This is a genomic window from Proteiniborus sp. DW1, from assembly GCF_900095305.1.
Lineage (GTDB): Bacteria > Bacillota > Clostridia > Tissierellales > Proteiniboraceae > Proteiniborus.
On sequence record NZ_FMDO01000039.1, the window covers coordinates 19,314 to 44,245 of the forward strand.

At 31.7% G+C, this 24,932-nt stretch carries 29 protein-coding genes and 1 other RNA gene; 3 read left to right on the top strand and 27 right to left on the bottom strand.

The window, feature by feature from the left end:
• Nucleotides 1-89: 89 nt before the first annotated feature.
• Together nadE and cysK are read right to left on the bottom strand one after the other, a co-directional pair.
• Nucleotides 90-812: an NAD(+) synthase gene (nadE, locus tag DW1_RS09960; protein WP_200800507.1), complete on the bottom strand. Its 723-nt coding sequence runs from the start codon at nt 810-812 to the stop codon at nt 90-92.
• Nucleotides 813-873: 61 nt separating this feature from the next.
• On the bottom strand, nt 874-1,791 hold the full coding sequence (cysK, locus tag DW1_RS09965; RefSeq protein ID WP_074350474.1) for a cysteine synthase A: 918 nt from the start codon (nt 1,789-1,791) through the stop codon (nt 874-876).
• Between the two features lie 150 nt (nt 1,792-1,941).
• Here cysK and DW1_RS09970 point away from each other — a divergent pair, with 150 nt between their 5' ends.
• The gene (locus DW1_RS09970; RefSeq protein ID WP_074350475.1) at nt 1,942-2,307 is read left to right on the top strand and encodes a sulfite exporter TauE/SafE family protein; all 366 of its coding nucleotides are present in this window, start codon (nt 1,942-1,944) and stop codon (nt 2,305-2,307) included.
• Nucleotides 2,304-2,660, top strand: a complete 357-nt coding sequence (locus tag DW1_RS09975; RefSeq protein ID WP_074350476.1) for a sulfite exporter TauE/SafE family protein — start codon at nt 2,304-2,306, stop codon at nt 2,658-2,660. Before DW1_RS09970 ends, DW1_RS09975 begins: the two co-directional genes overlap by 4 nt.
• Nucleotides 2,661-2,684: 24 nt before the next feature.
• Here the strand turns inward: DW1_RS09975 and DW1_RS09980 are convergent, their stop codons facing one another.
• The 5 genes from DW1_RS09980 to yunB form a co-directional block, all read right to left on the bottom strand.
• On the bottom strand, nt 2,685-3,080 hold the full coding sequence (locus DW1_RS09980) for a CoA-binding protein (RefSeq protein WP_074350477.1): 396 nt from the start codon (nt 3,078-3,080) through the stop codon (nt 2,685-2,687).
• A gap of 63 nt (nt 3,081-3,143) precedes the next feature.
• Nucleotides 3,144-3,791, bottom strand: coding sequence for a YigZ family protein (locus DW1_RS09985; protein WP_074350478.1), 648 nt, complete (start codon nt 3,789-3,791; stop codon nt 3,144-3,146).
• 76 nt (nt 3,792-3,867) lie between these two features.
• Nucleotides 3,868-4,302 (bottom strand): NUDIX hydrolase, encoded by a 435-nt coding sequence (locus DW1_RS09990; RefSeq protein ID WP_074350479.1) that lies wholly within the window; start codon nt 4,300-4,302, stop codon nt 3,868-3,870.
• 452 nt (nt 4,303-4,754) lie between these two features.
• Nucleotides 4,755-6,050: a GTPase HflX gene (gene hflX, locus DW1_RS09995; RefSeq protein WP_074350480.1), complete on the bottom strand. Its 1,296-nt coding sequence runs from the start codon at nt 6,048-6,050 to the stop codon at nt 4,755-4,757.
• A gap of 92 nt (nt 6,051-6,142) precedes the next feature.
• Complete coding sequence (gene yunB / locus DW1_RS10000; RefSeq protein ID WP_242942477.1) at nt 6,143-6,787, bottom strand: sporulation protein YunB; 645 nt, start codon at nt 6,785-6,787, stop codon at nt 6,143-6,145.
• A gap of 321 nt (nt 6,788-7,108) precedes the next feature.
• On the opposite strand from yunB, the gene DW1_RS10005 reads away from it, so the two are divergent.
• Nucleotides 7,109-10,042, top strand: coding sequence for a penicillin-binding protein 1A (locus DW1_RS10005; RefSeq protein ID WP_074350482.1), 2,934 nt, complete (start codon nt 7,109-7,111; stop codon nt 10,040-10,042).
• A gap of 46 nt (nt 10,043-10,088) precedes the next feature.
• Here the strand turns inward: DW1_RS10005 and DW1_RS10010 are convergent, their stop codons facing one another.
• From DW1_RS10010 to dnaG, 20 genes are all read right to left on the bottom strand, one after another.
• Entirely contained in the window at nt 10,089-10,646 is a 558-nt protein-coding gene (locus DW1_RS10010) for a stage V sporulation protein SpoVABEA (RefSeq protein ID WP_074350483.1), read from the bottom strand.
• A 20-nt stretch (nt 10,647-10,666) separates the two neighbouring features.
• Nucleotides 10,667-11,023 carry a stage V sporulation protein AE gene (gene spoVAE, locus DW1_RS10015; RefSeq protein ID WP_074350484.1) on the bottom strand — a complete coding sequence of 119 codons (357 nt, stop codon included), beginning with the start codon at nt 11,021-11,023 and terminating at the stop codon, nt 10,667-10,669.
• An 11-nt stretch (nt 11,024-11,034) separates the two neighbouring features.
• Entirely contained in the window at nt 11,035-12,051 is a 1,017-nt protein-coding gene (gene spoVAD, locus DW1_RS10020; RefSeq protein WP_074350485.1) for a stage V sporulation protein AD, read from the bottom strand.
• 12 nt (nt 12,052-12,063) lie between these two features.
• A complete protein-coding gene (gene spoVAC, locus DW1_RS10025; RefSeq protein WP_074350486.1) occupies nt 12,064-12,507 on the bottom strand; it encodes a stage V sporulation protein AC in 444 nt (147 codons plus the stop codon).
• A gap of 15 nt (nt 12,508-12,522) precedes the next feature.
• A complete protein-coding gene (locus tag DW1_RS15560; RefSeq protein WP_159433582.1) occupies nt 12,523-12,669 on the bottom strand; it encodes a hypothetical protein in 147 nt (48 codons plus the stop codon).
• Nucleotides 12,670-12,693: 24 nt separating this feature from the next.
• Nucleotides 12,694-13,116 (bottom strand): stage V sporulation protein AB, encoded by a 423-nt coding sequence (locus DW1_RS10030; protein ID WP_074350487.1) that lies wholly within the window; start codon nt 13,114-13,116, stop codon nt 12,694-12,696.
• Nucleotides 13,117-13,138: 22 nt separating this feature from the next.
• A complete protein-coding gene (locus DW1_RS10035; protein ID WP_083605625.1) occupies nt 13,139-13,756 on the bottom strand; it encodes a stage V sporulation protein AA in 618 nt (205 codons plus the stop codon).
• 8 nt (nt 13,757-13,764) lie between these two features.
• On the bottom strand, nt 13,765-13,905 hold the full coding sequence (locus DW1_RS15565) for a hypothetical protein (protein WP_159433583.1): 141 nt from the start codon (nt 13,903-13,905) through the stop codon (nt 13,765-13,767).
• Nucleotides 13,906-13,984: 79 nt separating this feature from the next.
• Nucleotides 13,985-14,752, bottom strand: a complete 768-nt coding sequence (sigF, locus tag DW1_RS10040; RefSeq protein WP_074350489.1) for an RNA polymerase sporulation sigma factor SigF — start codon at nt 14,750-14,752, stop codon at nt 13,985-13,987.
• Between the two features lie 5 nt (nt 14,753-14,757).
• Nucleotides 14,758-15,195, bottom strand: coding sequence for an anti-sigma F factor (gene spoIIAB / locus DW1_RS10045; protein ID WP_074350490.1), 438 nt, complete (start codon nt 15,193-15,195; stop codon nt 14,758-14,760).
• Nucleotides 15,196-15,210: 15 nt separating this feature from the next.
• Nucleotides 15,211-15,546 (bottom strand): anti-sigma F factor antagonist, encoded by a 336-nt coding sequence (gene spoIIAA, locus DW1_RS10050; protein WP_074350491.1) that lies wholly within the window; start codon nt 15,544-15,546, stop codon nt 15,211-15,213.
• A 199-nt stretch (nt 15,547-15,745) separates the two neighbouring features.
• Entirely contained in the window at nt 15,746-16,597 is an 852-nt protein-coding gene (locus DW1_RS10055) for a bifunctional 5,10-methylenetetrahydrofolate dehydrogenase/5,10-methenyltetrahydrofolate cyclohydrolase (RefSeq protein WP_074350492.1), read from the bottom strand.
• Nucleotides 16,598-16,808: 211 nt separating this feature from the next.
• Nucleotides 16,809-17,861, bottom strand: coding sequence for a C40 family peptidase (locus DW1_RS10060; RefSeq protein WP_074350493.1), 1,053 nt, complete (start codon nt 17,859-17,861; stop codon nt 16,809-16,811).
• Between the two features lie 160 nt (nt 17,862-18,021).
• Nucleotides 18,022-18,408, bottom strand: an RNA gene (gene rnpB, locus DW1_RS10065) — RNase P RNA component class A.
• A 125-nt stretch (nt 18,409-18,533) separates the two neighbouring features.
• Nucleotides 18,534-19,259 carry a zinc ribbon domain-containing protein gene (locus DW1_RS10070; RefSeq protein WP_074350494.1) on the bottom strand — a complete coding sequence of 242 codons (726 nt, stop codon included), beginning with the start codon at nt 19,257-19,259 and terminating at the stop codon, nt 18,534-18,536.
• Nucleotides 19,260-19,298: 39 nt separating this feature from the next.
• Nucleotides 19,299-20,405, bottom strand: a complete 1,107-nt coding sequence (locus tag DW1_RS10075) for a Nif3-like dinuclear metal center hexameric protein (RefSeq protein WP_074350495.1) — start codon at nt 20,403-20,405, stop codon at nt 19,299-19,301.
• Entirely contained in the window at nt 20,399-21,091 is a 693-nt protein-coding gene (locus tag DW1_RS10080; RefSeq protein ID WP_074350496.1) for a tRNA (adenine(22)-N(1))-methyltransferase, read from the bottom strand. Before DW1_RS10080 ends, DW1_RS10075 begins: the two co-directional genes overlap by 7 nt.
• A 19-nt stretch (nt 21,092-21,110) precedes the next feature.
• Entirely contained in the window at nt 21,111-21,830 is a 720-nt protein-coding gene (locus DW1_RS10085) for an HAD family hydrolase (protein ID WP_074350497.1), read from the bottom strand.
• A gap of 80 nt (nt 21,831-21,910) precedes the next feature.
• Complete coding sequence (gene rpoD, locus DW1_RS10090; protein ID WP_074350498.1) at nt 21,911-23,020, bottom strand: RNA polymerase sigma factor RpoD; 1,110 nt, start codon at nt 23,018-23,020, stop codon at nt 21,911-21,913.
• 25 nt (nt 23,021-23,045) lie between these two features.
• Nucleotides 23,046-24,872: a DNA primase gene (dnaG, locus tag DW1_RS10095; protein WP_074350499.1), complete on the bottom strand. Its 1,827-nt coding sequence runs from the start codon at nt 24,870-24,872 to the stop codon at nt 23,046-23,048.
• Between the last annotated feature and the right edge of the window lie 60 nt (nt 24,873-24,932).

A 24,932-nucleotide genomic window follows, 5' to 3' on the forward strand; every position in this document is an offset into this window, starting at 1 on the left:
TCTCTATACAAAAAAACGCTTTGTTTTTAATGCTCTGTATATTCTGAACACTTCTTTCGGTAAAAAAAATAAAAGGTAAAGATTAATCTTTACCCTTTTCTTGTATACATCTGTGGAAATCTTCTTTTATGCGCACTTCTATTATACATTGCCTCTATTCTTTCTTTTACACTATCTTTAGCTTCTCCAGTTTTAATATAACCGTCTAATTCAGAATAAGTAAATCCCATTTCTTTTTCATCTGTTTGATTTTCCCATAATCCAGCAGTAGGAGGCTTATTAATAATAATTTCAGGAATATTTAAGTATCTTGCTAATTCAAATACTTCTTCTTTTAGAAGGTCTATAATTGGTAATATATCGACACCGCTATCCCCATGCTTTGTAAAATAGCCAACAGTAAATTCACTTTTATTACTTGTTCCAGTAACTAAATACTTTTTTATTTGTGCATAATAATACAGGGTGGTCATCCTAAATCTAGGCTTAATATTAGATAATGCTAAAATATTATCTGTACTTTCTAACTCAGTTAAATATAAATCATATACACTACTTAAGTCTACTTTTTTTGTTTCAAGGTCTAAGGCACAGGCAACTAATCTAGCATGTTCTTCGTCTTCAGGATTGCTATGACAAGGCATGATAATTCCTAGCGATTCGTCTGGAAATGCTCTCTTAGCTAAAGCTGCTACAACTGCTGAATCTATTCCCCCACTCAGACCAAAGACTAAACCTTTTGAACCTGATTCTTTTACTCTATCTCTTAACCACATAACAATATCTTCACATAGTTCTTGTATATTGCTCATAAGTTTACCTCCAGATAATTTCTAAAACAAATATAGCATATTTTATAAGTCTAAGCAAACATTATTCGAATATACCTGTACTTAGATATCTTTCCCCATTATCAGGTGCTATGACTACTACTCTTTTACCTTTTCCCAGCTCTTTTGCTTTCTTTAAGGCAGCAAATATAGCTGCACCAGAAGATATACCTAATAACAGACCTTCCTCTCTAGCTAATCTTTTAGTCATATCTATTGCGTCTTCATCCTTTACTCTTTCTATTTCATCAATTATCTCTAAATCAATAATTTCAGGTATAAAGCCTGCTCCTATCCCTTGAATTTTATGAGGACTTGGATTTCCCCCTGATAAAACCGGAGATTTATCAGGTTCAACAGCTATTATTTTCAGATTTTTAACGTTTTTCTTTAATATTCTACCTGCACCTGTTACTGTTCCTCCAGTACCTACACCTGCAACGAATGCATCTATTTTTCCCTCTGTTTGTTTTAAGACTTCTATACCTGTGGTTTCGAGGTGTTTTAAAGGATTATGTGGGTTTGCAAATTGTTGAGGCATAAAATAATTATTATTTTCTTTAACTATTTCATTTGCTTTTTCTATTGCTCCCTTCATTCCCTTTTCACCAGGTGTTAAAATAAGTTCAGCTCCATAAGCCTTTAGTAAATTTCTTCTTTCCATAGACATTGTATCAGGCATTACTAATATTACCTTATATCCTTTTGAAGCACCTACCATAGCTAACCCGATACCAGTATTTCCACTAGTAGGTTCAATAATAACAGAACCTTCTTTCAATTTGCCCTCTGCTTCTGCCTTTTCTATCATGTTTAGTGCAATTCTATCCTTTACACTACTGCCCGGGTTAAAATACTCAAGCTTTACAAGTACTTCTGCCATACTATCATCAACTATTTTATTAAGCTTAACTAAAGGTGTCTCCCCAATTAATTCCACAATACTATTAACAACTTTCATATTTATCCTCCTTAATTCCTAGTATTCATATATGTTTTTAAGTATATCTTATCTAATATTTTTGTCAAGTGAATAAGTTCTAACTTTTTTAGGAAAAGTAATATTTATATAAGCTTACTCTTATTATATAAATTTATTCTAGGTGGTTTTATGGTTTTTAAAAAAAGCAAAACTAAATTACTACTAATTGGATTTATAATAGGACTAGTTAATGGACTATTTGGTTCTGGTGGTGGTACCATTGCTGTTCCAGCCTTAGTATTTATACTAGGGCTAGAGCAGCATAAAGCACACGCTACTGCCATTGGTATAATATTTCCCCTATCTCTTATTAGTTCTTTTTTATATTTTAGACATGGTGTACTAAATTTAAAAGTGGCTGGAATAGTAACTTTAGGAGGAATTATAGGAAGCTACATTGGAGCAAAAAATTTAAATAAAGTACCAAGCAATGTTCTAAAAAAGATATTTGGAGCTTTTATGATAATAGCAGCTATAAGGATGGTTATATTATGAAATTATTTTTAATAGGCTTATTATCAGGAATAATTAGTGGGATGGGGATAGGAGGAGGAACCATTCTTATTCCAAGCCTGATAATATTTTCTAACCTTAACCAACACCAAGCTCAAGGAATTAATCTCACTGTCTTTATTCCCATAGCAATTGTTGCTCTAATAACTCATTTTAAAGAAAAGAATATTAATTTGAAAACTGTCACTCCTATATTTTTTACTGGCTTACTTGGCGCATTTATTGGCTCATTGGTTGCAATGAAAATGACTCCATCTTTTTTAAGAAAAATATTTGCAGTTTTCTTGTTTGTCATGGGAACATATGAAATCCTCAAAAAAAACACAAAAAAATAGTCTCTATAAAAAATAGAGACCTTATCACTCTCCAAGTTCAACTAAAACACATACATTATAGGCTATCTTAAAGCCTAACCTTTCAGCCTCTGAAACTAACTCTTGGTTTACTGCACCTGGTTGACACCATAGATACTCTATCTCTAATTCTTTGGCTATAGGAAGTATGTTAAAAATTGACTCAGGGGGTATTATGAAGTTAATAACATCTGGCTTCTTAGGAAGCTCCATCAAAGAATTATAACACTTTTTACCATCTATTTCATCATAACTTGGATTTATAGGATAAGTTTCATACCCACTTTCCTCTAACTTTTTCCATACCTTGTATCCAAATTTCTCCTTTTTTGCAGTAGCACCTATAACTGCCCATACTTTCTTTTCTAGCATTTTCTTTTTTAGTGTTTCAATTTTTTCCATCTAAGCACCTCCTAGTTTATCATATTTACCCAAGAAGAATTAAATTTAACATAATAATAACCTTTACTTTACTATATTGTTATCTTTCACTGAATAATACCCTTCATCTATTTCTTCATATGTCATTCTTGAGCTAGTTAGTTCTGTAAGCAGGTTAATTAAATTCGCTGTGTTTTCTGTTTCACATAAAATTATTAAATTAACAGCATCATCATAAATTACATCGCTAATTATATATTCAAGCCTTAATAATTCATTTTCTACCTTTCCATAAAGAGTATAGTCAATCCTAAACTTCATTTTTTTATAAAGTACTTTATCTACTATGAGACCTGCTTCAAGTCCTATTTTTGCTCCTTTTGTATAGGCTCTTACAAGACCTCCTGCTCCAAGCTTTATACCTCCAAAATATCTAGTAACAACAACTACTACATTCCTTAAATCTTCTTTTTTTATTACTTCTAAAACAGGGATACCAGCTGTTCCGCTAGGTTCACCATCATCACTGTATCTCTGGATATTATTGCTTTCACCAAATACATATGCATATACATTATGGGTAGCATCCTTGTGCTTTGATTTGATTTCCTGTATGAAGGCTATTGCTTCATCTTCACTTATAATTGGCTTTGCATAACCTATAAATCTTGATTTATTTATGATAATCTCATCACTTCCAAAACTATGTATTGTTCTATATTTAGTAAGCATCTCGTTTATCCCCTCCAATTCATAGTTAAATTATATCATTATTATATAAAAAAAATAAAGGGTAGATAATCTACCCTTATACCAAAATAGCTTCCTTCTCTTTTAATTTTAAAAATTTTCTATAAGAAAGGCTTACTAAAGACTTATCTTGACTATAAGTTATCATATCGATAGCTTCGTCAACATTATAAAAGCCTGCCTCTAATATCCCACAATCTTTGTTAACTACATAATTAGTGTCCTTAGCTTCCATGATGAACCATGTTATTTCATTACATACTGGTTGTTGCCTAGAAAAAGAATAAAATTCGTAACTAGTTTCCCCGGCTGTAGATATAATCTCCACATCAAGCCCTGCCTCCTCTTTGACACGCTCCATTGCTGTCTCAGAAGCTAAGAAACCATCACGAATTTTACCTTTTGGTAGAACCCATTCGTTTTTTTCATTTTGCATAATGAAAACCTTTTCATCATGGAAAACAACACCACCTGCGCAACTTCTAAATATCATGGTAAACGCCTCCCTCTTCTTTTATATTAATAATACAATAAGTTTTGAACAATTTCAATACTTTTCAGAAAATTTCATATTTCATTAATTTAATAATAATATGCTTCAATTAAGTTTTTATATTCATAATAAATAATTCTTTTTAAAAAAACTTGACAATTTGAGCTTAAGGTAAGCTCATGGATAGAATTTATTATAGTTTTGATGACTCTCATTCTTCTGTTTTTACTGCTGTTATATATAATTATTACCAAAAAACTAAAAGCTTTAAAAGAATATATACCAACCATTCCTTACTTTTAACACATTGTCTAAGCAAAAATAGGGTAAAATCTGTTTTTTCCCAGAAGGCTACAATTTGTAGCCTTCTGAAGACCTATAGCTGCTTATGTAACTTTGAAAAACTATAATAATTTTTTTCAAATAGATTCAAATACTAAAGAAACGATTTATTAATCCTCACTACTAGTAACAACAAACCGTTTATACTTTTCATAATCAATAGAATCTAGTGTTGTAGTAATTAAGGTCCCTCTCTCTTTATATTCATATCTTTCAACCTTTGTATTGTCAAATAAATAATTTGATAAGCCTCCTTCAAAGTACGGCACTAACAAATCCACTTTATAGAACTTTTGTGGCAAATTATCTTGTATCATTTGAACTAAAAGTTCTATATTGTATCCAGTTTTGGCTGATATTTTTACAATTGGTCCTTGGATATTAGCAATTACTTCGTTTTTCACAATATCTGCCTTATTAAAAACAGTTATTATGGGCTTATCTAATACTTCTAAGTCTTTTAATATATTAAGAGTTGTCTGAGTTTGAATATTTATGTCTTGATTAGTCATATCTATAACATGTAAGAGTAAATCTGCATACTTCACTTCTTCTAGTGTACCTTTAAAAGCTTCTATTAGCTTAGTAGGAAGCTGACTTACAAAACCAACAGTATCCGTAACCAAAAAGCTCTGGCCATTTGGTAGCACACTTTTTCTCAAGGTAGTATCTAGTGTAGCAAATAGCATATTCTCAACATAAACTTCCCTATCTTTGCTGTATCCTTCATCAAGCTTTGTAAGACTGTTTAGTAATGTTGATTTACCTGCATTGGTATAACCGACTAGTGCAACTATAGGTATTTCGGACTCCTGTCTTTTTTTTCTTTTAATCCTTCTTACATTTTCTAATTCTTTCAACTCTTTTTCAATATCAGTGATACGACGAGAAATATGCCTCCTATCCGTCTCAAGCTTTTGCTCTCCTGGTCCCCTAGTCCCAATACCTCCACCCGTTCTAGACAGTTGCTTTCCTAATCCAATTAATCTAGGTAGCATGTATTTAAGTTGAGCTAATTCAACCTGAAGCCTACCTTCTTTGCTAGTGGCTCTTTTTGCAAAAATATCTAGTATTAAATTAGTTCTATCTATTATTTTCCTGTTTAAAATTGATTCAAGATTTCTAATCTGCGCTCCTGTAAGTTCATTGTTAAATACTATGGTATCAATATCTAATTCATCACAGCATAAAGCTATTTCTTCTGCTTTACCTTTACCAATATAATATGCTGTATCTATTCTGTCCTTGTTTTGAACTACTTCACTTACTACTATTCCCCCAGCTGCATAAACTAGCTCCTTTAATTCATTCATAGAACTGTCTATATCAATATCACTTTTTTTATCTAAGTTCACGCCTACAATAAGTACCTTTTCTTGTTTATCAATATTTTGAATATCGTGCATTATTTCACCTCTTAAGAGTATTTTTTACTCATCTAGTAATTTTAATTATATAATAATAGTTATATAATTCAAGTTTTATATTATCTGGTTGCTTAGTCAATAATATTAGGAACCTCTTCTTCGGGTATAAAAACATAGCTCTCAGGTACATCTCCAACTATAATTGTTTCTGCAACTGGAATATTTGTCACTATTTTAATAACATCAGATGCAAGAGGTACTATTACTCTTACTTCAGTAATTATAACTAAATATACTTTATGTATAGTCTGATTTATTCCAGACTCAATAAATTCCGTAGTAAAGTCTACAGTTACGGTTCCTTGAGGAACAATAGTAATATTAATATTGGGTCCCTTAATTAGCTGTGAATTAAGAGCATTACCTATGGGGATCTTAACTGGTTTAGCTGCAACATTTCTAATATTCTCTTGTACTTCTAAAGCTACGTCTGAAGCAATGCTGTTCATCATTATAGTATTAGCCTGCATCATAGTTACTTTACCATCTTTATCAAAGTTAACAAATATGAGATCCTTATATTTAATATCATCTTTTATTTTATTCTTTACTGCCTCGTTTATAGCTTGTGTTGCAACTTTTCTTGCTTGGACTTCTGACACTGCTAAAACAGTAGGTTTTATGTTTTTGTCTATCCAAACAAATCCATATATTAATAAAACAAAAAAGATAACAGTGATAATGAATAGTCTGTTCTTTTTATTTCTTCTTTTCAAAACAACACCCCTTCTACAATATATGTAATTAATTTTAAATGTTTAAAATAATTAATAATATTGTTCTTATATAATAGAACTTTTTTGCAATAATTATAGTCATACTATTATGAATGGAAGCAATAAATAATGGTATACTCCTAATATATTAAATAATTTAATTAATATTATTCTATATAACAATTTTAAGACCAACACAATAGTAGAAGAACATACATTCGTTTTTTAGTGCTAATATTATTAACAAATTATAAGTATTATGATATAATTTCTATGATATAGGCTTATGATGTTTCCACCTATATATTAAGGAGGTTAGTTATGACACAAGAAAATTCAAGCAAAGACAGCAAAAAGAAAAAAAATAGAAATAAGAAAAAGAAGCTAAGTATTTTTAGACTTATCATAGTATCTTTCTTAATAGTAGGCTTCATTGCAGCAGGAATAGTTGGGGGATATGTGCTTGCTGTTATAAAAACAGCCCCTAAAATTGATCCTACAAGCATTGATGATTACCTACATCAAAACTCTTATATTCTTGACGAAAACGGTAATGTTATAGAAAAATTGCTTACTGTACAAAATAGAACTTCTGTAACCCTAGATAAAATACCTAAGAATCTTCAAAATGCCTTTATTGCAATAGAAGATGAGAGATTTATAGACCATATAGGTGTAGATATTAGAGGTATAATGAGTGCTATTGTAGATAATATTAAAGCAGGTGCAACAGTTAGGGGAGCAAGTACTATAACTCAACAGCTAGCTAGAAACCTTTATTTGACACATGAAAAAAAGCTAGACCGTAAGATAAAAGAAGCTTATCTGGCTATTCAAATTGAAAAACAGCTTACAAAAGAGCAAATTCTAGAAGCATATTTAAATACAAGCTATCTAGGCCAGGGTGCATATGGAGTTCAGGAAGCTGCACAAACTTATTTTTCTAAGGATGTAGGTGATTTAACTTTAGCCGAGTGTGCATTAATAGCTGGGCTTACTAAAGATCCTAATCATCTGCCCCCATACAAGCTTTATTTACCAGATGATGTCGATGATGATGACGATGTAGTCGGTCAAGTAGATATTCTGGGTACCAGATATATTGCTGTATATAATCCAGCTCCTATTAAGAGACAACAAACTATACTATATAAAATGAAAGAGTTAGGCTATATTAGTGAATCAGAGTATGAAGAAGCTATGAATGAGGACATAAGAAGTGCTATTAAACCTGGCAAAAGGGAATTGATGGGAATTACTTCTTACTTTGCAGATTATGTAAAAACACAGGTTTTAAATGATTTAATTGAAAAAGCAGGATACACACAAGAAGAAGCTGAAAACAAACTCTATAAGGGTGGTCTTAAAATCTATTCAACTATGAATTTAGAAATGCAGCAAAAAGTTGAGAGAGCTTATGAAAATTTTGGAGAAATCCTAGTTGGTGGAAACTTAGACAAGATTAAAGGTCCTATTCTTGTTGAATGGTCTTTAGATAAAAACAAAAATATTATTGGTGAAGATAAAAAAATTGTTCTTTACAAAGAATCAAATCTAATAGATGAAAATGGCTATTTAATCATAGATTCAGGAACATACAACGTAACTGATGATGGTGATTTAGTTATTAAAAACAATAAGCTAAATATCTATCCAAAAACTATTGATATTGAAGATTATTATACAATAGATGAGAAAAAGAATCTTGTTAAGCATGTAGTAGGTTCTTTAGCTCTTACAATGGATAACTATTATGTTAGCGATAATAAAGAGCTTGTCATTAAAAGTTCATATCTTGGTGATAATAAGGATTTTTATAAAGTAAACGAGAATGGTACTCTGTTAATTAATCCAAAATACTTTCAAAACAATGATAAAAATGGCGTAGTTCAACCGCAGTCTGCAACTGTTGTCATAGATTACTATACTGGTCAGATAAAGGCCTTAGTTGGTGGGAGAGATGTTGAAGGGAGCAGACTGTTTAATAGGGCACTTTCACAGCGTCAGCCAGGTTCTGCAATCAAGCCTATTGCAGTGTATTTACCTGCATTAGATAATGGCTTTACTGCTGCAAGTGTTATTGATGACATACCTCATTATAATCAAAACGGAAAATTATGGCCTAGAAACTGGTACACTGGTTATCGTGGGCTAATGACACTAAGAGAATCCGTAGAACAATCTGTAAACGTAAACTCTGTCAAGATGTTAAGTAATATTGGTACTGATATTTCAAAAGAATATTTGGCAAAGCTAGGCATAATAAAAGAAAATGGAAAGGATAGCTTTGTAACTAGACAAGAAAATAATAGAACCAATGACGAAAATTTATCTGCTTTAGGTTTAGGGGGTATGACTAAAGGTCTAACTCCATTAGAAATAGCATCTGCCTATGGTGCAATTGCTAATAACGGCGTAGCCATTGAACCTATAGCCTATACCAAGGTATTAGATAGATATGACAATGTTATATTGGAGAATACTCCTAAAAAAACAAAAGTAGCATCTCCAGAAGCATCTTACATCATGTCTGACATTTTAAGAACTACTGTATATAATGGTATTGCTGGAAGAGCCAAACTAAAAAACAATTTACAAATACCTGTAGCTGGAAAAACAGGTACAACACAAGATCAAGGTGATGTATGGTTCGCAGGATATACCCCTTATTATGTAGCTGCAGTTTGGATAGGAAACGATTCTCCTCAAATTAAATTATCAAGGGGTAGTGTAATTGCATCAGAGTTCTGGTCATACATCATGACTAATATTCATGAAGATTATGAGCCTAAGAGCTTTTCAAAAGTCGATAATATCATCACAAAGCAAATATGTAAAATATCTGGTAAACTTGCAACCGATTTGTGTGCTCGTGACCCAAGAGGAAGTACTGTAAGGACAGAAATATTTGCCAAGGGAACTGAGCCCACTGAAGAATGTGATATCCATGTAGAAGTAGCGATAGATACTAGCACAGGTAAACTTGCTTCAGAATATTGTCCATCAGAATTAGTTGAAAACAAAGTATTTATTAGGCGTACTCCACCATATAACCCAAGTGAACATAATGGATTGGTGCCAAATGATTACCAGTATACTGTACCTACTGACGAATGCGATATACATGTTGAAGCTCCAGTAGTAGATGATGATAATTGGTTTGATTGGCTTGATTATTGGCTCAATAACAATAGTGACAATAACAACGACGACGACTCATATGGAGATGATAGCTCAGATTCTAACGATGATTAATTAGTGATACTATCAAAACTAGAGACCAGTCACTGGTCTCTAGTTTTTAATTTATTATACTTCTATTGACTATTTCCTTTAGAGCTTTTGTGATTAATGGTGCTCCATTAGTATATCTATCTACACCAAAAATTTTGCCAATATCACCAATTCCAATAATAAGTGGAACTGAAAAACTATTCAAAATATCTACTGTATCCCCGTACAATATTTTAGTATCTGTTTCAAATCCATTCTTATCTACAGCATTTTCTACAATCTTGCCAGTATGATCAATAGAAAAATCAACCTCAATCCCCTTTACGCCCTCAGTATTAGATGCTACTGCTATAACTCCTAACACTTCAATATTTGGGTTAGTAAGTAGATGGGCTAAAGCCTGTTCACCTTTTCCTAGATTGGGATCTCCAATATCATCAACCATAACTACTACAGGGTCGTATAATGCTGATTCAATTAGCTTTGCTATTTCTTCACCACTTATTGGAGTAGGATTGCCAGCAGATCTAGAAATACATCTACCCCCAATATTCATAGTAGCTCTTTCTACTGCTTTTTGTGCAACTTCATCTCCATCTGTAACAAGTATTATTTTCCTTTTCATTTCCTCTCTTCTACTCCTTATTATTCTTTAGTCTTTGGATTGAAAATAACAGCCATAATATAACCAAAGAAAATTGCTGCAGCTACACCTCCAGCAGTTGCAGTTATTCCACCAGTAAAGGCCCCTATTATTCCGTCCTTTTTAACCGCCTCTATTACACCCTTACCTAATGCATATCCGAATCCTGGTAATGGGACAGTAGCTCCTGCACCTCCAAATTGAACAATAGGTTCATATATTCCTATAGCTGTAAGTACGACTCCTGTTGTCACAAATAGAACTAGTACATGTGCAGGAGTAAGCTTTGTAGTGTCCATAATTATTTGTCCAATTACGCATATAATACCTCCTACTATAAATGCTTTAATAATATCCATAAAACGCCTCCCTATCTCACATTGCTAATTGTCACTGCATGGGCTATTCCTGGAATTGATTCTCCTTGCTGAATTATGGTTGGAGACAAGAGCGCTCCGGTGGAAACTAGCATTATTCTTTTTAATTTTCCTGCTTTTAATGCCTTATATAAATATCCTGCAAAGACTACTGCTGAGCAACCACAGCCACTTCCTCCAGCATGAGTATCTTGTCTTTCCGCATCGAATATTTCAATTCCACAATCCATAAAGACTTTTGATACATCATACCCTTCCTTAACAATTAGCTCCTCTGCTATCTCCTTTCCTACAGTAGCTAAATCACCAGTAATTATCATATCATAATCTTCAGGCTTAAATCCGGTATCCTTAAAATGTTGTATTATAGTATCAGCAGCTGCAGGAGCCATAGCTGGTCCCATATTATTAGCATTTGAAATCCCTGGATCTATAATCCTTCCTGTAGTCAAATGGGTGATATATGGTCCATTTCCATTCGAAGATAATACAGATGCTCCTGCTCCTGTAACTGTCCATTGTGCAGTTGGCGGCCTTTGATTACCGTGTTCTAAAGGAAACCTAAACTGTCTTTCAGCTGCGCTAAAATGACTAGACGTAACACATACAACCGTATCTGCAAATCCACCATCTATTGCCATAGCTCCTAAACTTAAGGACTCTGTCTTAGTAGAGCATGCTCCATACAAGCCAAAGAATGGTATCTTAAGTTGTCTTGCAGCATAGGATGATGAAACTATTTGATTTAGTAAATCGCCTGCAAATAAATAATCCACCTGAGAAGGTACCAGTTTTGCATTTTTTAAAGCTAGATTAACTGCTTCCTGCTGTAACTTTGCTTCTGCTTTTTCCCAGCTATCCTCTCCCCATAAGTCATCAGCTAAAACTAAATCAAAATAATCTTTTAGAGGACCATCTCCTTCTTTAGGCCCTACTATAGTAGCTGTAGAAATTATGGAAGGAGGATTTTCTAGAGTTACTGTTTGCTTACCTAATCTTTTTTGTACCAAACTATTACCTCCCTATTTACTAAGTAGTAAGTAAATAATACCAACTAATATTGAGCTCCCATATCCATATACCAATACAGGACCTGCTATAACAAACATTTTAGATGCTACTCCAAGAACAAAACCTTCTCTTTTAAACTCCATAGCAGGAGAAACTATGGCATTAGCAAAACCTGTAATAGGAACTATAGAGCCTGCCCCTGCTCTTTTTCCTAATCTATCGTATACTCCTAGCCCAGTCAAAAATGAACCTAAAAAGACTAATGATATAGCTGTTGCAGCAGCTACAGCTTTTTCATCTAAATTTTTTCCTTTAAAGAAGTTTGTGATTATTTGACCTATTACACTAATTAATCCTCCAACAATAAATGCCCAAATACAATTTTTAATATAGTTAGGCTTGGGCATTTTTTTCTTCACATATTCGTAATAATCTTTTTGATTTATATTGTCCATTTAATTCATCTCCCTTCACCTAATATTATTTGTTTTTTCTTTTAATTTTATCTTAGATATATGGTCATAAGGGTGATAGTTATTATCTTGATATCTACTTCTTTGATTCTCTATCTCATCATTAATATGAGACACTATACTGATATCCTTATATCTATCCATAAAAAACTTTTCACCTTCTTTAAATTAATGTTTTCCTATAATACCCCAACTAAAGAAAGAACCTACTACTTTACCTAAAGCAATTGATATAAGTACTGCAAGAATATATTTTTCTATTTGTACTCTTCTAAATAATACTGGCATGACATTAAGCACCTCTGCTAAGGCTGAAGCTAATAGTCCTACAAATGCACCAAATGTAAATCCCATTAATATTAGGAATACTTTAGATTTAATTCCTATACTCCATCCAATTAATGTTGATAGTGCAAAATAAGTCGCAGAAAAAGATAAGGTAATTTCATACGTTCCTATTTTATCTGAAGTATCTGTAACCTGTGCTAATCTTGGAACAATATCTAAAAGAGCTATAAAAGCTGCAGCTGCAGTTCCAACTAAGGCTCCGCCAGATAGGGCAAGCACAAAAAGGAATAGTTGCTTTATCATATAAATATAACACCACCTTAAGTTAATTATGCTTAGTTTTGTCTAGTATATAGTCATCAATATTTTTTTGATACATAAACATTTCAACTTCAAGTGGACTAGGTTCCTTTTTCCATTTATTTTGGAACATGTGATTAAAAAATACAGTCATGCCAGTGCCTATTCCAACTGAATAAGGTATTAACAATATTAGAGGCTTACTATTCTCCTCACCCGTAACCATATGATAAATTATCTGTAATGATTGATGCATATTTACATCTGCATGAAAATTAACTATAGCTAGACCTGCTCCAAGAAAAAGAATGAAACAAACTAAAACTGTTTTTATTATATTAAATATCTTGCTTTCATTACTATTATTTCCCTGAACATCAACCAATATCTCTGCTTCACCCATTACGGTTAATTCTATGTCTTTGTTGAACTCATGTATTACATTGATAATTCTCAAGGCAGGGATTACATCGTTTATTTTTTTGCCAGATACATCATGGACTTTAAGTTCTAATAGCGAATCTTCCATAGTCTTATCAGTACACAACAATGATGCTACATCCTTAATTCTAATTGTCTGCCCTGGTTTTGCAGTAATTTTAGGCTCTATTTGAATATATAGCTTTACATTGTCTATAAAAATCCCCCCCTTTACTCTAAGTTAATTACTAAAGTTGCTCGTTTTGGTTCTTCGTTTGCTGAATTATAGTTTTGATAGCAAAAATAACTTGCTATAATTATTGACAGTATTATAAAGCAAAATCCAATTACTTTTGCTATTTTAATTTTCATACAATCAACTCCACTTAGTTTATAACTTTATTATTTACTAATACATTTTTTTAATGCAAAAAAATAAAGGTATGATTTTTCATACCTTTGTTAACATATCTTTCATGTCATGAAGAACTCTTTTTTCAATTCTAGATACTTGTACCTGTGAAATACCAAGCATGCTTGCTATTTCAGTCTGAGTTTTATCTTTAAAATACCTCATTATTATGATTTGTCTATCTCTTGGCTTTAATTGACCCAAAATTTGTTTTAAGGTTATCTTATCCAATACTTCAATATCTTCATCTTCATTTGTCATGACTTTATCTATTAAATGTATAGGAGAACCGTCATTTTGATGAATCACATCATAGAGATAATCAGGCTGAGCATTGGAGTCTAATGCCATAACAACTTCTTCCTTATCTACACAAATTTCATCAGCTATTTCTTGAATATTAGGTTCTCTTCCTAAATCTTTTGTTAACTTCTCTTTCGCAATATTTGCTTTCATAGCAGTTTGTTTTAAGGATCTACTGACTTTTATTATTCCATCATCCCTTAAAAACCTTTTTATTTCTCCAACAATCATTGGAACAGCATATGTTGAAAACTTCACATCATAATTTATATCGAATTTTTGAATTGCCTTTAATAATCCAATACAGCCTAATTGATACAAATCTTCGGGCTCATGACCTCTATTTATGAATCTCCTAAGTACGCTTTTTACAAGACCAAGATTATGGTTTACTAACAAAGTCTGTGCATTTTCATCACCCTGCTGGGCTTTTTTTATCAAATCCATTGTTTCAGAGTGACTCAACAAGCCATAATTATTTTTTTTAACAGAGCTAGATTCCATATTATCTACTCCTCAACTTTTACACTTTTAAATACTTTCACCATTTTAATCTTGGTGCCCTTTCCTACTTCTGAAGATAACTGAAGTTCATCCATAAATGTTTCCATAACAGTAAAGCCCATTCCCGATCGTTCAAGTTCTGGCTTAGATGTATAGAATGGTTCAGTGGCTTTATCGATGTCCTCAATCCCTACTCCATTATCTTCAACTATAATTTCAATTTTATTTTCTTCAATTTTACATTCAATAATTACTGTTCCTATTTTATCTTCATATCCATGAATTATAGCATTTGTAACAGCTTCAGAAACTGCAGTCTTTATATCAGATAATTCTTCAATTGTAGGATCTAGTTGAGCAGCAAAAGAAGCTACAACCACTCTTGCAAATGCTTCATTTTGTGACTTACTAGGAAATTCTAATCTCATACTATTTTGTACCATATAAAATCACTCCTTTTAAAGATTTACTGGAATATCTTCTAAACTATTGTACATTTGTACAATTTTTAGAATCCCAGACATCTTTAATATTTTTTCAACTCTTGGAGAAACATTTATTAAAAACAACTTTCCCCCATTATCAGATACATTTTTATATCTTCCCATTATTAATCCAATACCTGAACTATCCATAAAGTTTAATCGTTTTAGATCTAAGACAATATGTACCAATCTCCTTTCAAAATATGCCTTATCTATCTCCTTTCTAACTTCCTCTGAATAATGATGATCAAGTTCTCCGTTAAAATTCACAATAAGCATTTTATCTCTTGTATCAAGTGAAATTCTCAAAATCCTCTCCTCCTCTATTCGCTAATTCTCTTTTGAGTTATTCTCTATATAGATAAACTTCTCCTTCAATGAAAATTGTCTTGTTTTGTTTTTATATATGTTAAAATGGAACTTATTGTATGTGTAAAACAAGAATTTTTGTAAAGATAAAAAAACAAAAAAATAAAAAGGACCTTTTGGTCCTTATAGTGATTACTTGTTATTTTAATATATTCTTACATGCAATGATTACATGGCTTAGCAGTATTGCTGATGTAACACTACCTACTCCTCCAGGTACAGGAGTAATGGCTTTTACATTTGAAACTACATTGTCATAATCTACATCTCCACATATTTTCCCTTCACCTGCATCATTAATTCCTACATCTACCACAACACTGTTCTCGGTAAAATATTCTTTACCTAGCATTCTTGCCTTACCAACAGCTGCCACTACTATATCTGCATTAGCAGTTACCTCTGGTAAATTCTTAGTTTTTGAGTGACATATTGTAACAGTTGAACTTTCGCCTAAGAACATCATGCTTAGTGGCCTTCCAACTACCATACTTCTATTTATAATAGCTACATTTGCGCCCACTAGCGGTATGTTATAGTGCTTAAGAATCTCTATAACTGCCTTCGGCGTACAAGGAACAAATCCGTCTAATTCTCCTTCAAAAACTTTTTCAAGATTCAAAGGATTCATGCAATCAACATCTTTTCTTGGATCTATTAAGTTTTTAATTATTTCATAATCAATGTGAGATGGTAAAGGTCTAAACATCAAAATTCCATGAATATTATTATCCTCATTCACATTCTTTAATAGCTCAACAAATTTATCCATCGGAGTATCTACAGGCACTTCAAATACACGAGCTTGTATGCCTACAGACTCGCAGTTTTTAATTACACCTTTTTCATAAGAAACATCATCTGGTCTATTTCCCATTCTTATAATTCCAAGAGTTGGAATAACCCCTTTTTGCTTCAGTACATCAGATTCTGACTTAATTCTTTCCTTTATTGTCTTAGCAACAGGTGCTCCTTTCAAAATTTCAGCCATATATAAAACCTTCCTTTCCTTTATTTTTTAAATTAGTCAAGAAATAGTATGTAAGATGTAGTTGCTTGAAACAAGCTATTCTATATAATTTTAGCACAATAGCAAACTTTTATTCACTCTAACACATGAAATCCTAAGATTAAAAAGTTCTATTAGATATGAAGATTCATATAAATCAAATACTAATAAAACTTTCTAAATCACAAGATTTTTAATTTTCAATTATTCTTCTTGCAGTAACATATCTTTTACCGTAGTAAGAAGAATTTATTTCATCAATTTTTACTTTCTTAGATCCTGTAGAAGAATGTATCATTTTACCATCTCCAATATAGAGACCTACATGTGATATTCCTTTTCCGCTAGTGTTAAAAAATACCAAATCTCCAACACTTAAATCCTCCTTGTCCACCTTCACACCTAAATTAGCTTGTTGACTAGATGAACGCGGTAGCTTTATTCCTATCTGTAAGTATGCAGAGTATATCAAACCTGAACAATCATAACCTTTTTTACCAGAATCCCCGTAGACGTAAGGTTTACCAATTGAATTATATGCATATTCTACTACCTTGCTAACATTGGTAGCTGCTTTTCTATTAAAAGAAGATCTTGAAGCCTGTATGTTCTCATTATTAAGAGATACCAGTAACGAATTCACCAAAAACTCATTTCCTTCTTCATCTAGTATTATGTATTGATTATCTCTAAAATCTTTTATGTATAGTATATCTGCCTTTTTAATATGTAAATATTTATTTTCAGTATTTTTTACAGTAATGGTTGCTGTTGCTATTCCATAAGATATATTTTCTTTTTCTATGGAGCGTTCCTCAACATCTGAAAGGAGTACATACCCAGTTTTTTGATCTTCTTCTGTCTTAAACAAGCCAAATTGCTCACCTAAGCTCTCTAAATGAAGAATTTCATCTACTACTAATTCTTTAAGAGGACTTGAATTAGTATTAGGTTCACTATACATAACAGCTGTGTTATTTTTGATTTTAAATATCTTTGTTTTTTTCGTGGTTAAAAGTATATAATGCTTGTCCACATAATATATCCCTTTATCATCGTTAATTATATACTGATTTTCATTTTCATCAGAAATATACACCCTATCTCCTTGCAAAAAAGTGGTAACGTTTTCATTGTCCTTATCTATTAAATTTGCTTTATTAACAAACACTCCTGTATCTCCAAAAGCTGTGTCCGACATAAATATTAAGGCTGCTACAGTTATTGCTGCTAATCCTCTTTTCATCAGCTTCACATCCCCTCAGTTAGTTACAAATATATAATTAGAAACTCAATTATTAATATTATATTACATTAGTATTACAATGGCAACATACTTTGAACTTTTTCTGTTTAAACATATAAAGAAAACTCAATGTATTAAAATCACTGAGTCTTCATGAATAATATCAAGTAAGTCTATAAGCCGAGTTCTGTATCAAATGATCATCTATCTAGACCTATTGTCGCCAATAGGCTCAAGCGACCTACCTACGGGAGACGACGGGCAGCCGTTTTTTCTAGTCCCTACTTGGTCTTGCTCCAGATGGGGTTTACATAGCAAACTAGTCACCTAGTCTCTGGTGAGCCCTTACCTCACCTTTCCACCCTTACCAGATAACACTATATGTTATTTCACTACAAAATCAGTAATCATACTGTATTTTAAGTTCTGGCGGTATCTCTCTGTTGCACTTTCCTTGGAGTTGCCTCCACTGGGTATTACCCAGCACCCTGCCCTATGGAGCTCGGACTTTCCTCATGCCAATGCATGCGATCATCTGACTTACTTAACTATTTAGTTTGCATAATAAAATATACCATGTTCTATACCTAAAGTCAAATTAAAATAATTACTATTATGTCAATATTTTGAAATCAAAATCCTTATTAATATTAAAATAATAATAAATACTCCTTACATAACTTTTTTTGATTCCTCATAATATAGAATTCGTCCACAATTATCACAATATGTTATTTCATCTTTGTTTTTTAGTTTGGACATAATGAACAAAGGTATAGTCATATGGCAACCATTACATTTCCCATCATACACTTGAGCCAGCACTTTTCCTTTAGTTTCTTTAAGTGTGTAATATTTTTTTCTAAGTTCTTCTGTTAAGTTAGATGATATCTTATCTATAATTATCTTCTCTCTCTTGATCTCCAGCTTTATTTGGCTTAATATTGACTCATATTCTTGTGACCTATTTTTTATTTCTTCTTTAAGCTTGTTATATGTATCAAGCACTTCAATTAAATCTTGTTCTAGCCTTTCTGTCTCTTCCATCAAACATAATATGTCTTTCTCTAATTTACTTGACTCTTTCTTAATATCCATAGCTTCTTTATTCATAAATGTCAATTGTTTAAGATCTGAAATACTGCCATCATAGAGTTTTTTTTCAATATCTTTTAGCTTTACTGACATATAATCCAGCTTACTATTGGCTCTTTGAATTTTTAGTTCATTTACTTCTTTTTGGGTTTTCTTATTAGTTACATCATATTCAAATTGCTGAAGCTTAACTACCAAATCATCCATTTTCTTTTCTTTATCAACTTCCTTAAGCTTTTGTATTAGTTGTGCCAATCTCCTATCATGTTGCTGCATCCTCCATAATAGCTTTAGCTGACTCATCTTTACTCCCCCCTCAAGGTAAATAAATGGTAAATGTAATTATATAGTCATAAAAGGTATACTTTTATCATTATAGCTTATTACCTTAACATCATCACTAACAGCTTCCTCTAAAAACTCCTTAATATATGGTAGCACTATTTTTTCAGTATAAAAGTGCCCTGCATCAATTATGGATACTCCTGTCTCTAGAGCAAGCTGAGCATCATGATATTTTATGTCCCCTGTAATGTATACGTCAGCTTTTTTTAAATATACATCCTTTATAAAAGCACTTCCACTTCCCCCACATATTGCAACTTTTTTTATTTTTGATTTAGGGTTCCCATATAATTTTACACTATCACACCCCAAAACTTCTTTAACAAATAGTGCCATATCATATAAGGTCTTTTCTTTTTCTAATTCCCCAACTCTACCATACCCATACTCTTTACCTTCGTTATGAAGCTTATATACATCATAAGCAACTTCTTCATAAGGATGGACTTTAGTCATAGAACAAATTACATTATTTAAATTTCGCTCATCGACTATAGTTTCAATTTTAACTTCTTCTACATATTCTATTTTGTTTGCTTCTCCTATAAAGGGGTTAGTTCCTTCTCTAGGTTTAAAAGTGCCTGTCCCTTTCGTATTAAAAGTACAATGACTATAATTACCTATAAATCCCCCTCCACTATTAGCCATAGCCTCCCTCACACTGTCACTATGTGAAATTGGCACATAAACCGCTATCTTATATAGTTTCTCGCTATAGCTCCTTGTTAGCACTTCTGTATTTAATAACTTTAGATGCTTACCTAGCACCTCGTTAATTCCATTTTCTGCCGAATCTAAGTTTGTATGAATACTATATACTATTATATCATTTTTTATTAAATCTGTTATCATCCTGCCTTTGGCGCTATCTTGTAAAATAGATTTTATTGGTGTGAAAAAAAAGGGGTGATGAGAAATAATCATATCTATGTTATTATCAAGTGAGTATTTTACAGTAATTGGACTTACATCTAATGTAACCAAAATTTTCTTAATGTCTCTTTCTAGATCACCTATTTGTAAACCTGAATTATCCCAACTTTTCTCAATTAGCTTAGGAGGGGCTATGCTGTCTATTATCTTAATAATATCTCTAGCTAACATAACTCCTTTAAAACCTCCTTATAATTAATTAGCTTGCTTTTCAAATATTCATATCTAAGCTTACCTTCTGCTGTTTCAGTATCACTTAAATTTATAAGCACTTTTTCTATCTTTTTAATTTTGCTTTCGATAAATTCTCTAAGATGTTTATCTTTATTTTCAAATAGCTTTATGCCTATTTCGTAGTATATATCCTTGTCTATTTTTTCTTTACCATGGATTACTTCCATAACCTCATATAATTTACTTCCTTCTTTTGCAAGCTTCTCGTCTATAATCGTATAGTCGTTGTTATATAAATATCTCCTTAATTCTGCTGAAGCTACCATAGGCTGAAGTATAAAGCGTTTTGCTGTCTCTGTAATCTCTTTGGAATTATCAAGAATTTCTGCAATTAAGTGCCCTCCCATACCAGCTATTATTATGGTATCAACTTCATTAGGTAATAAACATTTAAGTCCATTTCCTAACCTAGTTTCTATAAATTCCCCGTAGTTTTTTTTATCAATATATGATTTGGCATTTTCCAATGGTCCAATATTTATATCAGTTGCAATAATTCTACTAGCTATTTTATTACTTACAAGATAAACAGGAATATATCCGTGGTCTGTACCTATATCTGCTACTACAGCTTCTTTTGGAACATAATCTGCAATAGCTTGTAACCTTGGTGATAATTTCATATAATTACCCCTCTAATAATTATTTCAATACACTTGGCAGTGACTCGACAAATTTACGAAAATCTTCCATACTTCCCTTATAATCGGATATATATTCTGGCGATTTCCTATCTATTAAGCAGTCATCTACTAAAAAAGTTTTTATTCCTAAAGTTGATGATATCATATCTTCCTGTACATCATTCCCTACCATCATACAGTTTTCTGGTTTCTTATTGATAATTTCTAATATTTCTTCATAATACTGTTTATTAGGTTTACAAAAATGCATATTTTCATAAGATGTAATAAAATTAAAGTCACTAATATTTAGTCCTGCCCATTCAATTCTATGATTTATAGCTTCCTTTGGAAATAATGGATTAGTAGCTACAACTAGTGTATACCCTTTCGCTTTTAGTAACTTAATAATATCACTAACAATAGGATTTGGTTCTACTTCATCTTTAATATTCGCAAAATCCTTCATGTAGAACTCATCAAAGATTGGATGCAAATCATCTAAATTATGGTCTATTCTTTTCTGAAAATCTTCAAAGAAACAATCTTTATTAGTTTTTTCTTTTTCTATATTAGAAATCATATATTTTGTAGAAGCCCAAACTGCATCCTGAAGTGTTTTGGGCTCAAAAATAGAAGCAAACTTATTGCATAATTCGTTGAAATATCTTAATGTGAACTTCTCCATATCTAATGGGAGTAAAGTTCCATCTAAGTCAAATAAAAAAGTATCTACCATTTTGATCCTCCATCAATAAATAATTAAAAATCATAATTAAAGATTCGCAAGTGCGAATCTCTAAAACTAAGTCTTGTAAACTATTCAAGAAAGTCCTTAAGTTTTTTGCTTCTGCTTGGATGTCTTAGTTTTCTAAGAGCCTTTGCTTCTATTTGTCTTATTCTTTCCCTTGTAACATCAAATTCTTTACCCACTTCCTCAAGGGTTCTAGCTCTTCCATCATCAAGTCCAAATCTAAGCCTTAAAACTTTTTGCTCTCTAGGTGTAAGCGTGTCTAGTACTTCAATTAATTGCTCTTTTAGCAATGTAAACGTGGCTGCTTCGGCAGGAGCTTGTGCAGCATCATCTTCTATAAAATCACCTAAATGACTATCTTCTTCTTCACCTATTGGGGTCTCAAGTGATACAGGTTCTTGAGCAATCTTCATTATCTCTCTAACTTTTTCTTCGTCTAAATTCATCTCCTTAGCAATTTCTTCAGGAGTTGGCTCTCTACCTAAATCTTGTAGAAGTTGCCTTGAAACTCTTATTAATTTATTTATAGTCTCCACCATATGAACTGGAATCCTAATAGTTCTTGCCTGGTCAGCAATTGCCCTAGTTATAGCTTGCCTAATCCACCAAGTTGCATAAGTACTAAACTTAAATCCTTTTCTATAATCAAATTTTTCTACTGCTTTGATAAGCCCAAGATTGCCTTCTTGAATAAGATCTAAAAATTGCATTCCTCTTCCTACATATCTTTTAGCAATACTAACCACTAGTCTTAGATTTGCTTCAGCAAGTCTTCTTTTAGCCTCTTCATCACCTTGCTCCATTCTCATTGCTAATTCTGTCTCTTCATCTGCATCAAGTAATGGAACCTTTCCTATTTCTTTAAGATACATTCTAACAGGGTCATCTACACTAATTCCTTTTGGAGGTGATAAATCTTCTTTTTCAATGTCTATTATCTCATCGTCTTCCATATCTTTATCAATCAATATATCTTCTTCTTTATCACCTACTATATCTATTCCCATTTCTTCGAAATTTTGATATACTTCATCTATTTGATCAGTATCCAGATCTAATTCCTCAAGAGTATCCATAATTTCTTTATATGAGAGCATTCCTTGCTTTTTTCCTTTATCTATCAGGCCTTTAACAATGCCCATACTTGGTTCTTTTTGCTTTTCTGAATTGTTCATTTTAGTCCCCTCCCTTCAGCAAAGACTACTGATGTAGCTTTAGTTCCTTGTCTATTTCGATTATTTTTAAACATAGTTCTCGTATTAATTTCTCAACATCTCCTTTAAAACTATCCTTGTTATTCTGTATATTGGCAATTTGCTCCTTGATATCATTCTTCTGAATTTTTAATTCATAATAATTTATTTTTTTTATATAATCGTCTGCAGCTTTGACTTTTTCATCTTCATCAAAGTCATCTTCTAAGTTAATAACTTCTTTAAGTTTTTCAAGCTCTTCTCCTTCAAAGTAAGCAATGATTCTATCTAGATGTATTTCTTCTTCATTGTCATATGCATCAAATATAATTTCAGCAACTCTCCTATACACTTGATCTAAAAAATCACTGGGCAAAAATCTTCCTTTTATATGGTTATATATTTTTTTGTCTTTAATTAAAAAATTTAATAAATTCTTCTCCGCCATTAAATGTCCTGGCTCAAGATTGTACTTCACTGGCAAAATATTATATTTATTAGTATTCCTATAATTATTATTAATATACTTGTCCTTAATACTGGAATTAATCTGTCCCTTCTGCTTTATTTCTTCTTTAATTGCTTCTATAGATATATTGGTTTCTAAAGACACTTTATTAATATAAGCATCGCGTTCTATAGGACTTTCAACTTCTTTAAGCATATTAGATATTTCTTTAGTAAAGTCAATTTTACCTTCTAAAGTATTTAGATTATATCTTTTTTTATAAAATAAAATTTTAAAATCTAAATAATTGTATGCGTTATTTAAAAAATATTGAAATCTATCCATTCCATTTTCTTTTACAAATTCATCTGGGTCTTTACCTTCAGGAAGAAGAATTACCTTTGCTTCTATCTTCTCTTCTTTCAAAATATCTAAAGCTCTACTTGCAGCATTTAACCCTGCATTGTCTGAATCATAGCATATATAAATATCATTACTATATCTTTTTAACAACTTAGATTGATTAGGTGTTAAAGCAGTTCCTAATGATGCAACACAGTAATTTATTCCATGTTGGTAAAGTGAGATTACATCCATATATCCTTCTACTAAAATAATTTTGTTTCTGCAATACTTTTTTGCAATATTTAAACCATAAAGATTATTTCCTTTAGAGAAAGCTGATGTATCAGGAGAATTTAAGTACTTAGGCTGAGCATTCCCAGTTGTTCTCCCTCCAAAGCCAATTACACGTCCCCTAGTATCTATTATAGGAAACATAATTCTTCCCCTAAATCTATCATAGTATCTATTACCATCACTATGCTTTACAACCAGACCTGACTTCTCAATCTGTTCTAATGAATATCCTCTATTTAACAAAAAAGATAATACATCATCCCAGCTATCTCTTGAATATCCAATTCCATATGCTCTTATGGTTTTTTCTTTCAATCCTCTATTATATAGATAATCTAGAGCACTTCTGTCATTTAACAAGTTATTATGAAAATATCTTGCAACCTCTTTATTTATATTAGTTGCAATTTCTTTATCTTTTTTAGTTTTTAAATCTACATTTGCTTCTTTTTCATCTATTGTTATATTCACCCTATTTGCCAATAATTTTACTGCTTCAATAAAGTCTAAATTTGTGTATTTCATAATAAATGATATGACATCTCCACCTTCTCCACATCCAAAACAATGGTATATTTGCTTAGAAGGAGAAACAGAAAACGAAGGTGTCTTTTCATTATGAAATGGGCATAATCCAATAAAATTTGCTCCTGCATGTTTTAGTGTAATATACTCAGTGATAACATCTACTATGTCATTACTTTCCCTAATATCTCTTATAATATTCTCATCTAAAATATATGGCATTTAAACCACCTTTGTTTTACTATTCGTCATAAAAGTTCATTTTCCTTCTTATTGTTTAAG

Excerpts from the sequence above, each read along its gene's own strand:
- spoVAE (WP_074350484.1), bottom strand. The coding sequence starts at position 11,023 with ATGGATATTATTAAAGCATTTATAGTAGGAGGTATTATATGCGTAATT.
- DW1_RS10085 (WP_074350497.1), bottom strand. The coding sequence starts at position 21,830 with ATGGTAGATACTTTTTTATTTGACTTAGATGGAACTTTACTCCCATTA.
- DW1_RS10005 (WP_074350482.1), top strand. The coding sequence starts at position 7,109 with ATGACACAAGAAAATTCAAGCAAAGACAGCAAAAAGAAAAAAAATAGA.
- nadE (WP_200800507.1), bottom strand. The coding sequence starts at position 812 with ATGAGCAATATACAAGAACTATGTGAAGATATTGTTATGTGGTTAAGA.
- DW1_RS09975 (WP_074350476.1), top strand. The coding sequence starts at position 2,304 with ATGAAATTATTTTTAATAGGCTTATTATCAGGAATAATTAGTGGGATG.
- cysK (WP_074350474.1), bottom strand. The coding sequence starts at position 1,791 with ATGAAAGTTGTTAATAGTATTGTGGAATTAATTGGGGAGACACCTTTA.
- DW1_RS09990 (WP_074350479.1), bottom strand. The coding sequence starts at position 4,302 with ATGATATTTAGAAGTTGCGCAGGTGGTGTTGTTTTCCATGATGAAAAG.
- rpoD (WP_074350498.1), bottom strand. The coding sequence starts at position 23,020 with ATGAACAATTCAGAAAAGCAAAAAGAACCAAGTATGGGCATTGTTAAA.
- sigF (WP_074350489.1), bottom strand. The coding sequence starts at position 14,752 with ATGGAATCTAGCTCTGTTAAAAAAAATAATTATGGCTTGTTGAGTCAC.
- DW1_RS10010 (WP_074350483.1), bottom strand. The coding sequence starts at position 10,646 with ATGAAAAGGAAAATAATACTTGTTACAGATGGAGATGAAGTTGCACAA.
- DW1_RS09970 (WP_074350475.1), top strand. The coding sequence starts at position 1,942 with ATGGTTTTTAAAAAAAGCAAAACTAAATTACTACTAATTGGATTTATA.
- DW1_RS10055 (WP_074350492.1), bottom strand. The coding sequence starts at position 16,597 with ATGGCTGAAATTTTGAAAGGAGCACCTGTTGCTAAGACAATAAAGGAA.
- DW1_RS09980 (WP_074350477.1), bottom strand. The coding sequence starts at position 3,080 with ATGGAAAAAATTGAAACACTAAAAAAGAAAATGCTAGAAAAGAAAGTA.
- DW1_RS10075 (WP_074350495.1), bottom strand. The coding sequence starts at position 20,405 with ATGTTAGCTAGAGATATTATTAAGATAATAGACAGCATAGCCCCTCCT.
- DW1_RS10030 (WP_074350487.1), bottom strand. The coding sequence starts at position 13,116 with ATGATAAAGCAACTATTCCTTTTTGTGCTTGCCCTATCTGGCGGAGCC.
- DW1_RS15565 (WP_159433583.1), bottom strand. The coding sequence starts at position 13,905 with ATGAAAATTAAAATAGCAAAAGTAATTGGATTTTGCTTTATAATACTG.
- DW1_RS10080 (WP_074350496.1), bottom strand. The coding sequence starts at position 21,091 with ATGAAATTATCACCAAGGTTACAAGCTATTGCAGATTATGTTCCAAAA.
- spoVAC (WP_074350486.1), bottom strand. The coding sequence starts at position 12,507 with ATGGACAATATAAATCAAAAAGATTATTACGAATATGTGAAGAAAAAA.
- DW1_RS10070 (WP_074350494.1), bottom strand. The coding sequence starts at position 19,259 with ATGAGTCAGCTAAAGCTATTATGGAGGATGCAGCAACATGATAGGAGA.
- DW1_RS15560 (WP_159433582.1), bottom strand. The coding sequence starts at position 12,669 with ATGGATAGATATAAGGATATCAGTATAGTGTCTCATATTAATGATGAG.
- spoIIAB (WP_074350490.1), bottom strand. The coding sequence starts at position 15,195 with ATGGTACAAAATAGTATGAGATTAGAATTTCCTAGTAAGTCACAAAAT.
- dnaG (WP_074350499.1), bottom strand. The coding sequence starts at position 24,872 with ATGCCATATATTTTAGATGAGAATATTATAAGAGATATTAGGGAAAGT.
- hflX (WP_074350480.1), bottom strand. The coding sequence starts at position 6,050 with ATGCACGATATTCAAAATATTGATAAACAAGAAAAGGTACTTATTGTA.
- DW1_RS09985 (WP_074350478.1), bottom strand. The coding sequence starts at position 3,791 with ATGCTTACTAAATATAGAACAATACATAGTTTTGGAAGTGATGAGATT.
- DW1_RS10060 (WP_074350493.1), bottom strand. The coding sequence starts at position 17,861 with ATGAAAAGAGGATTAGCAGCAATAACTGTAGCAGCCTTAATATTTATG.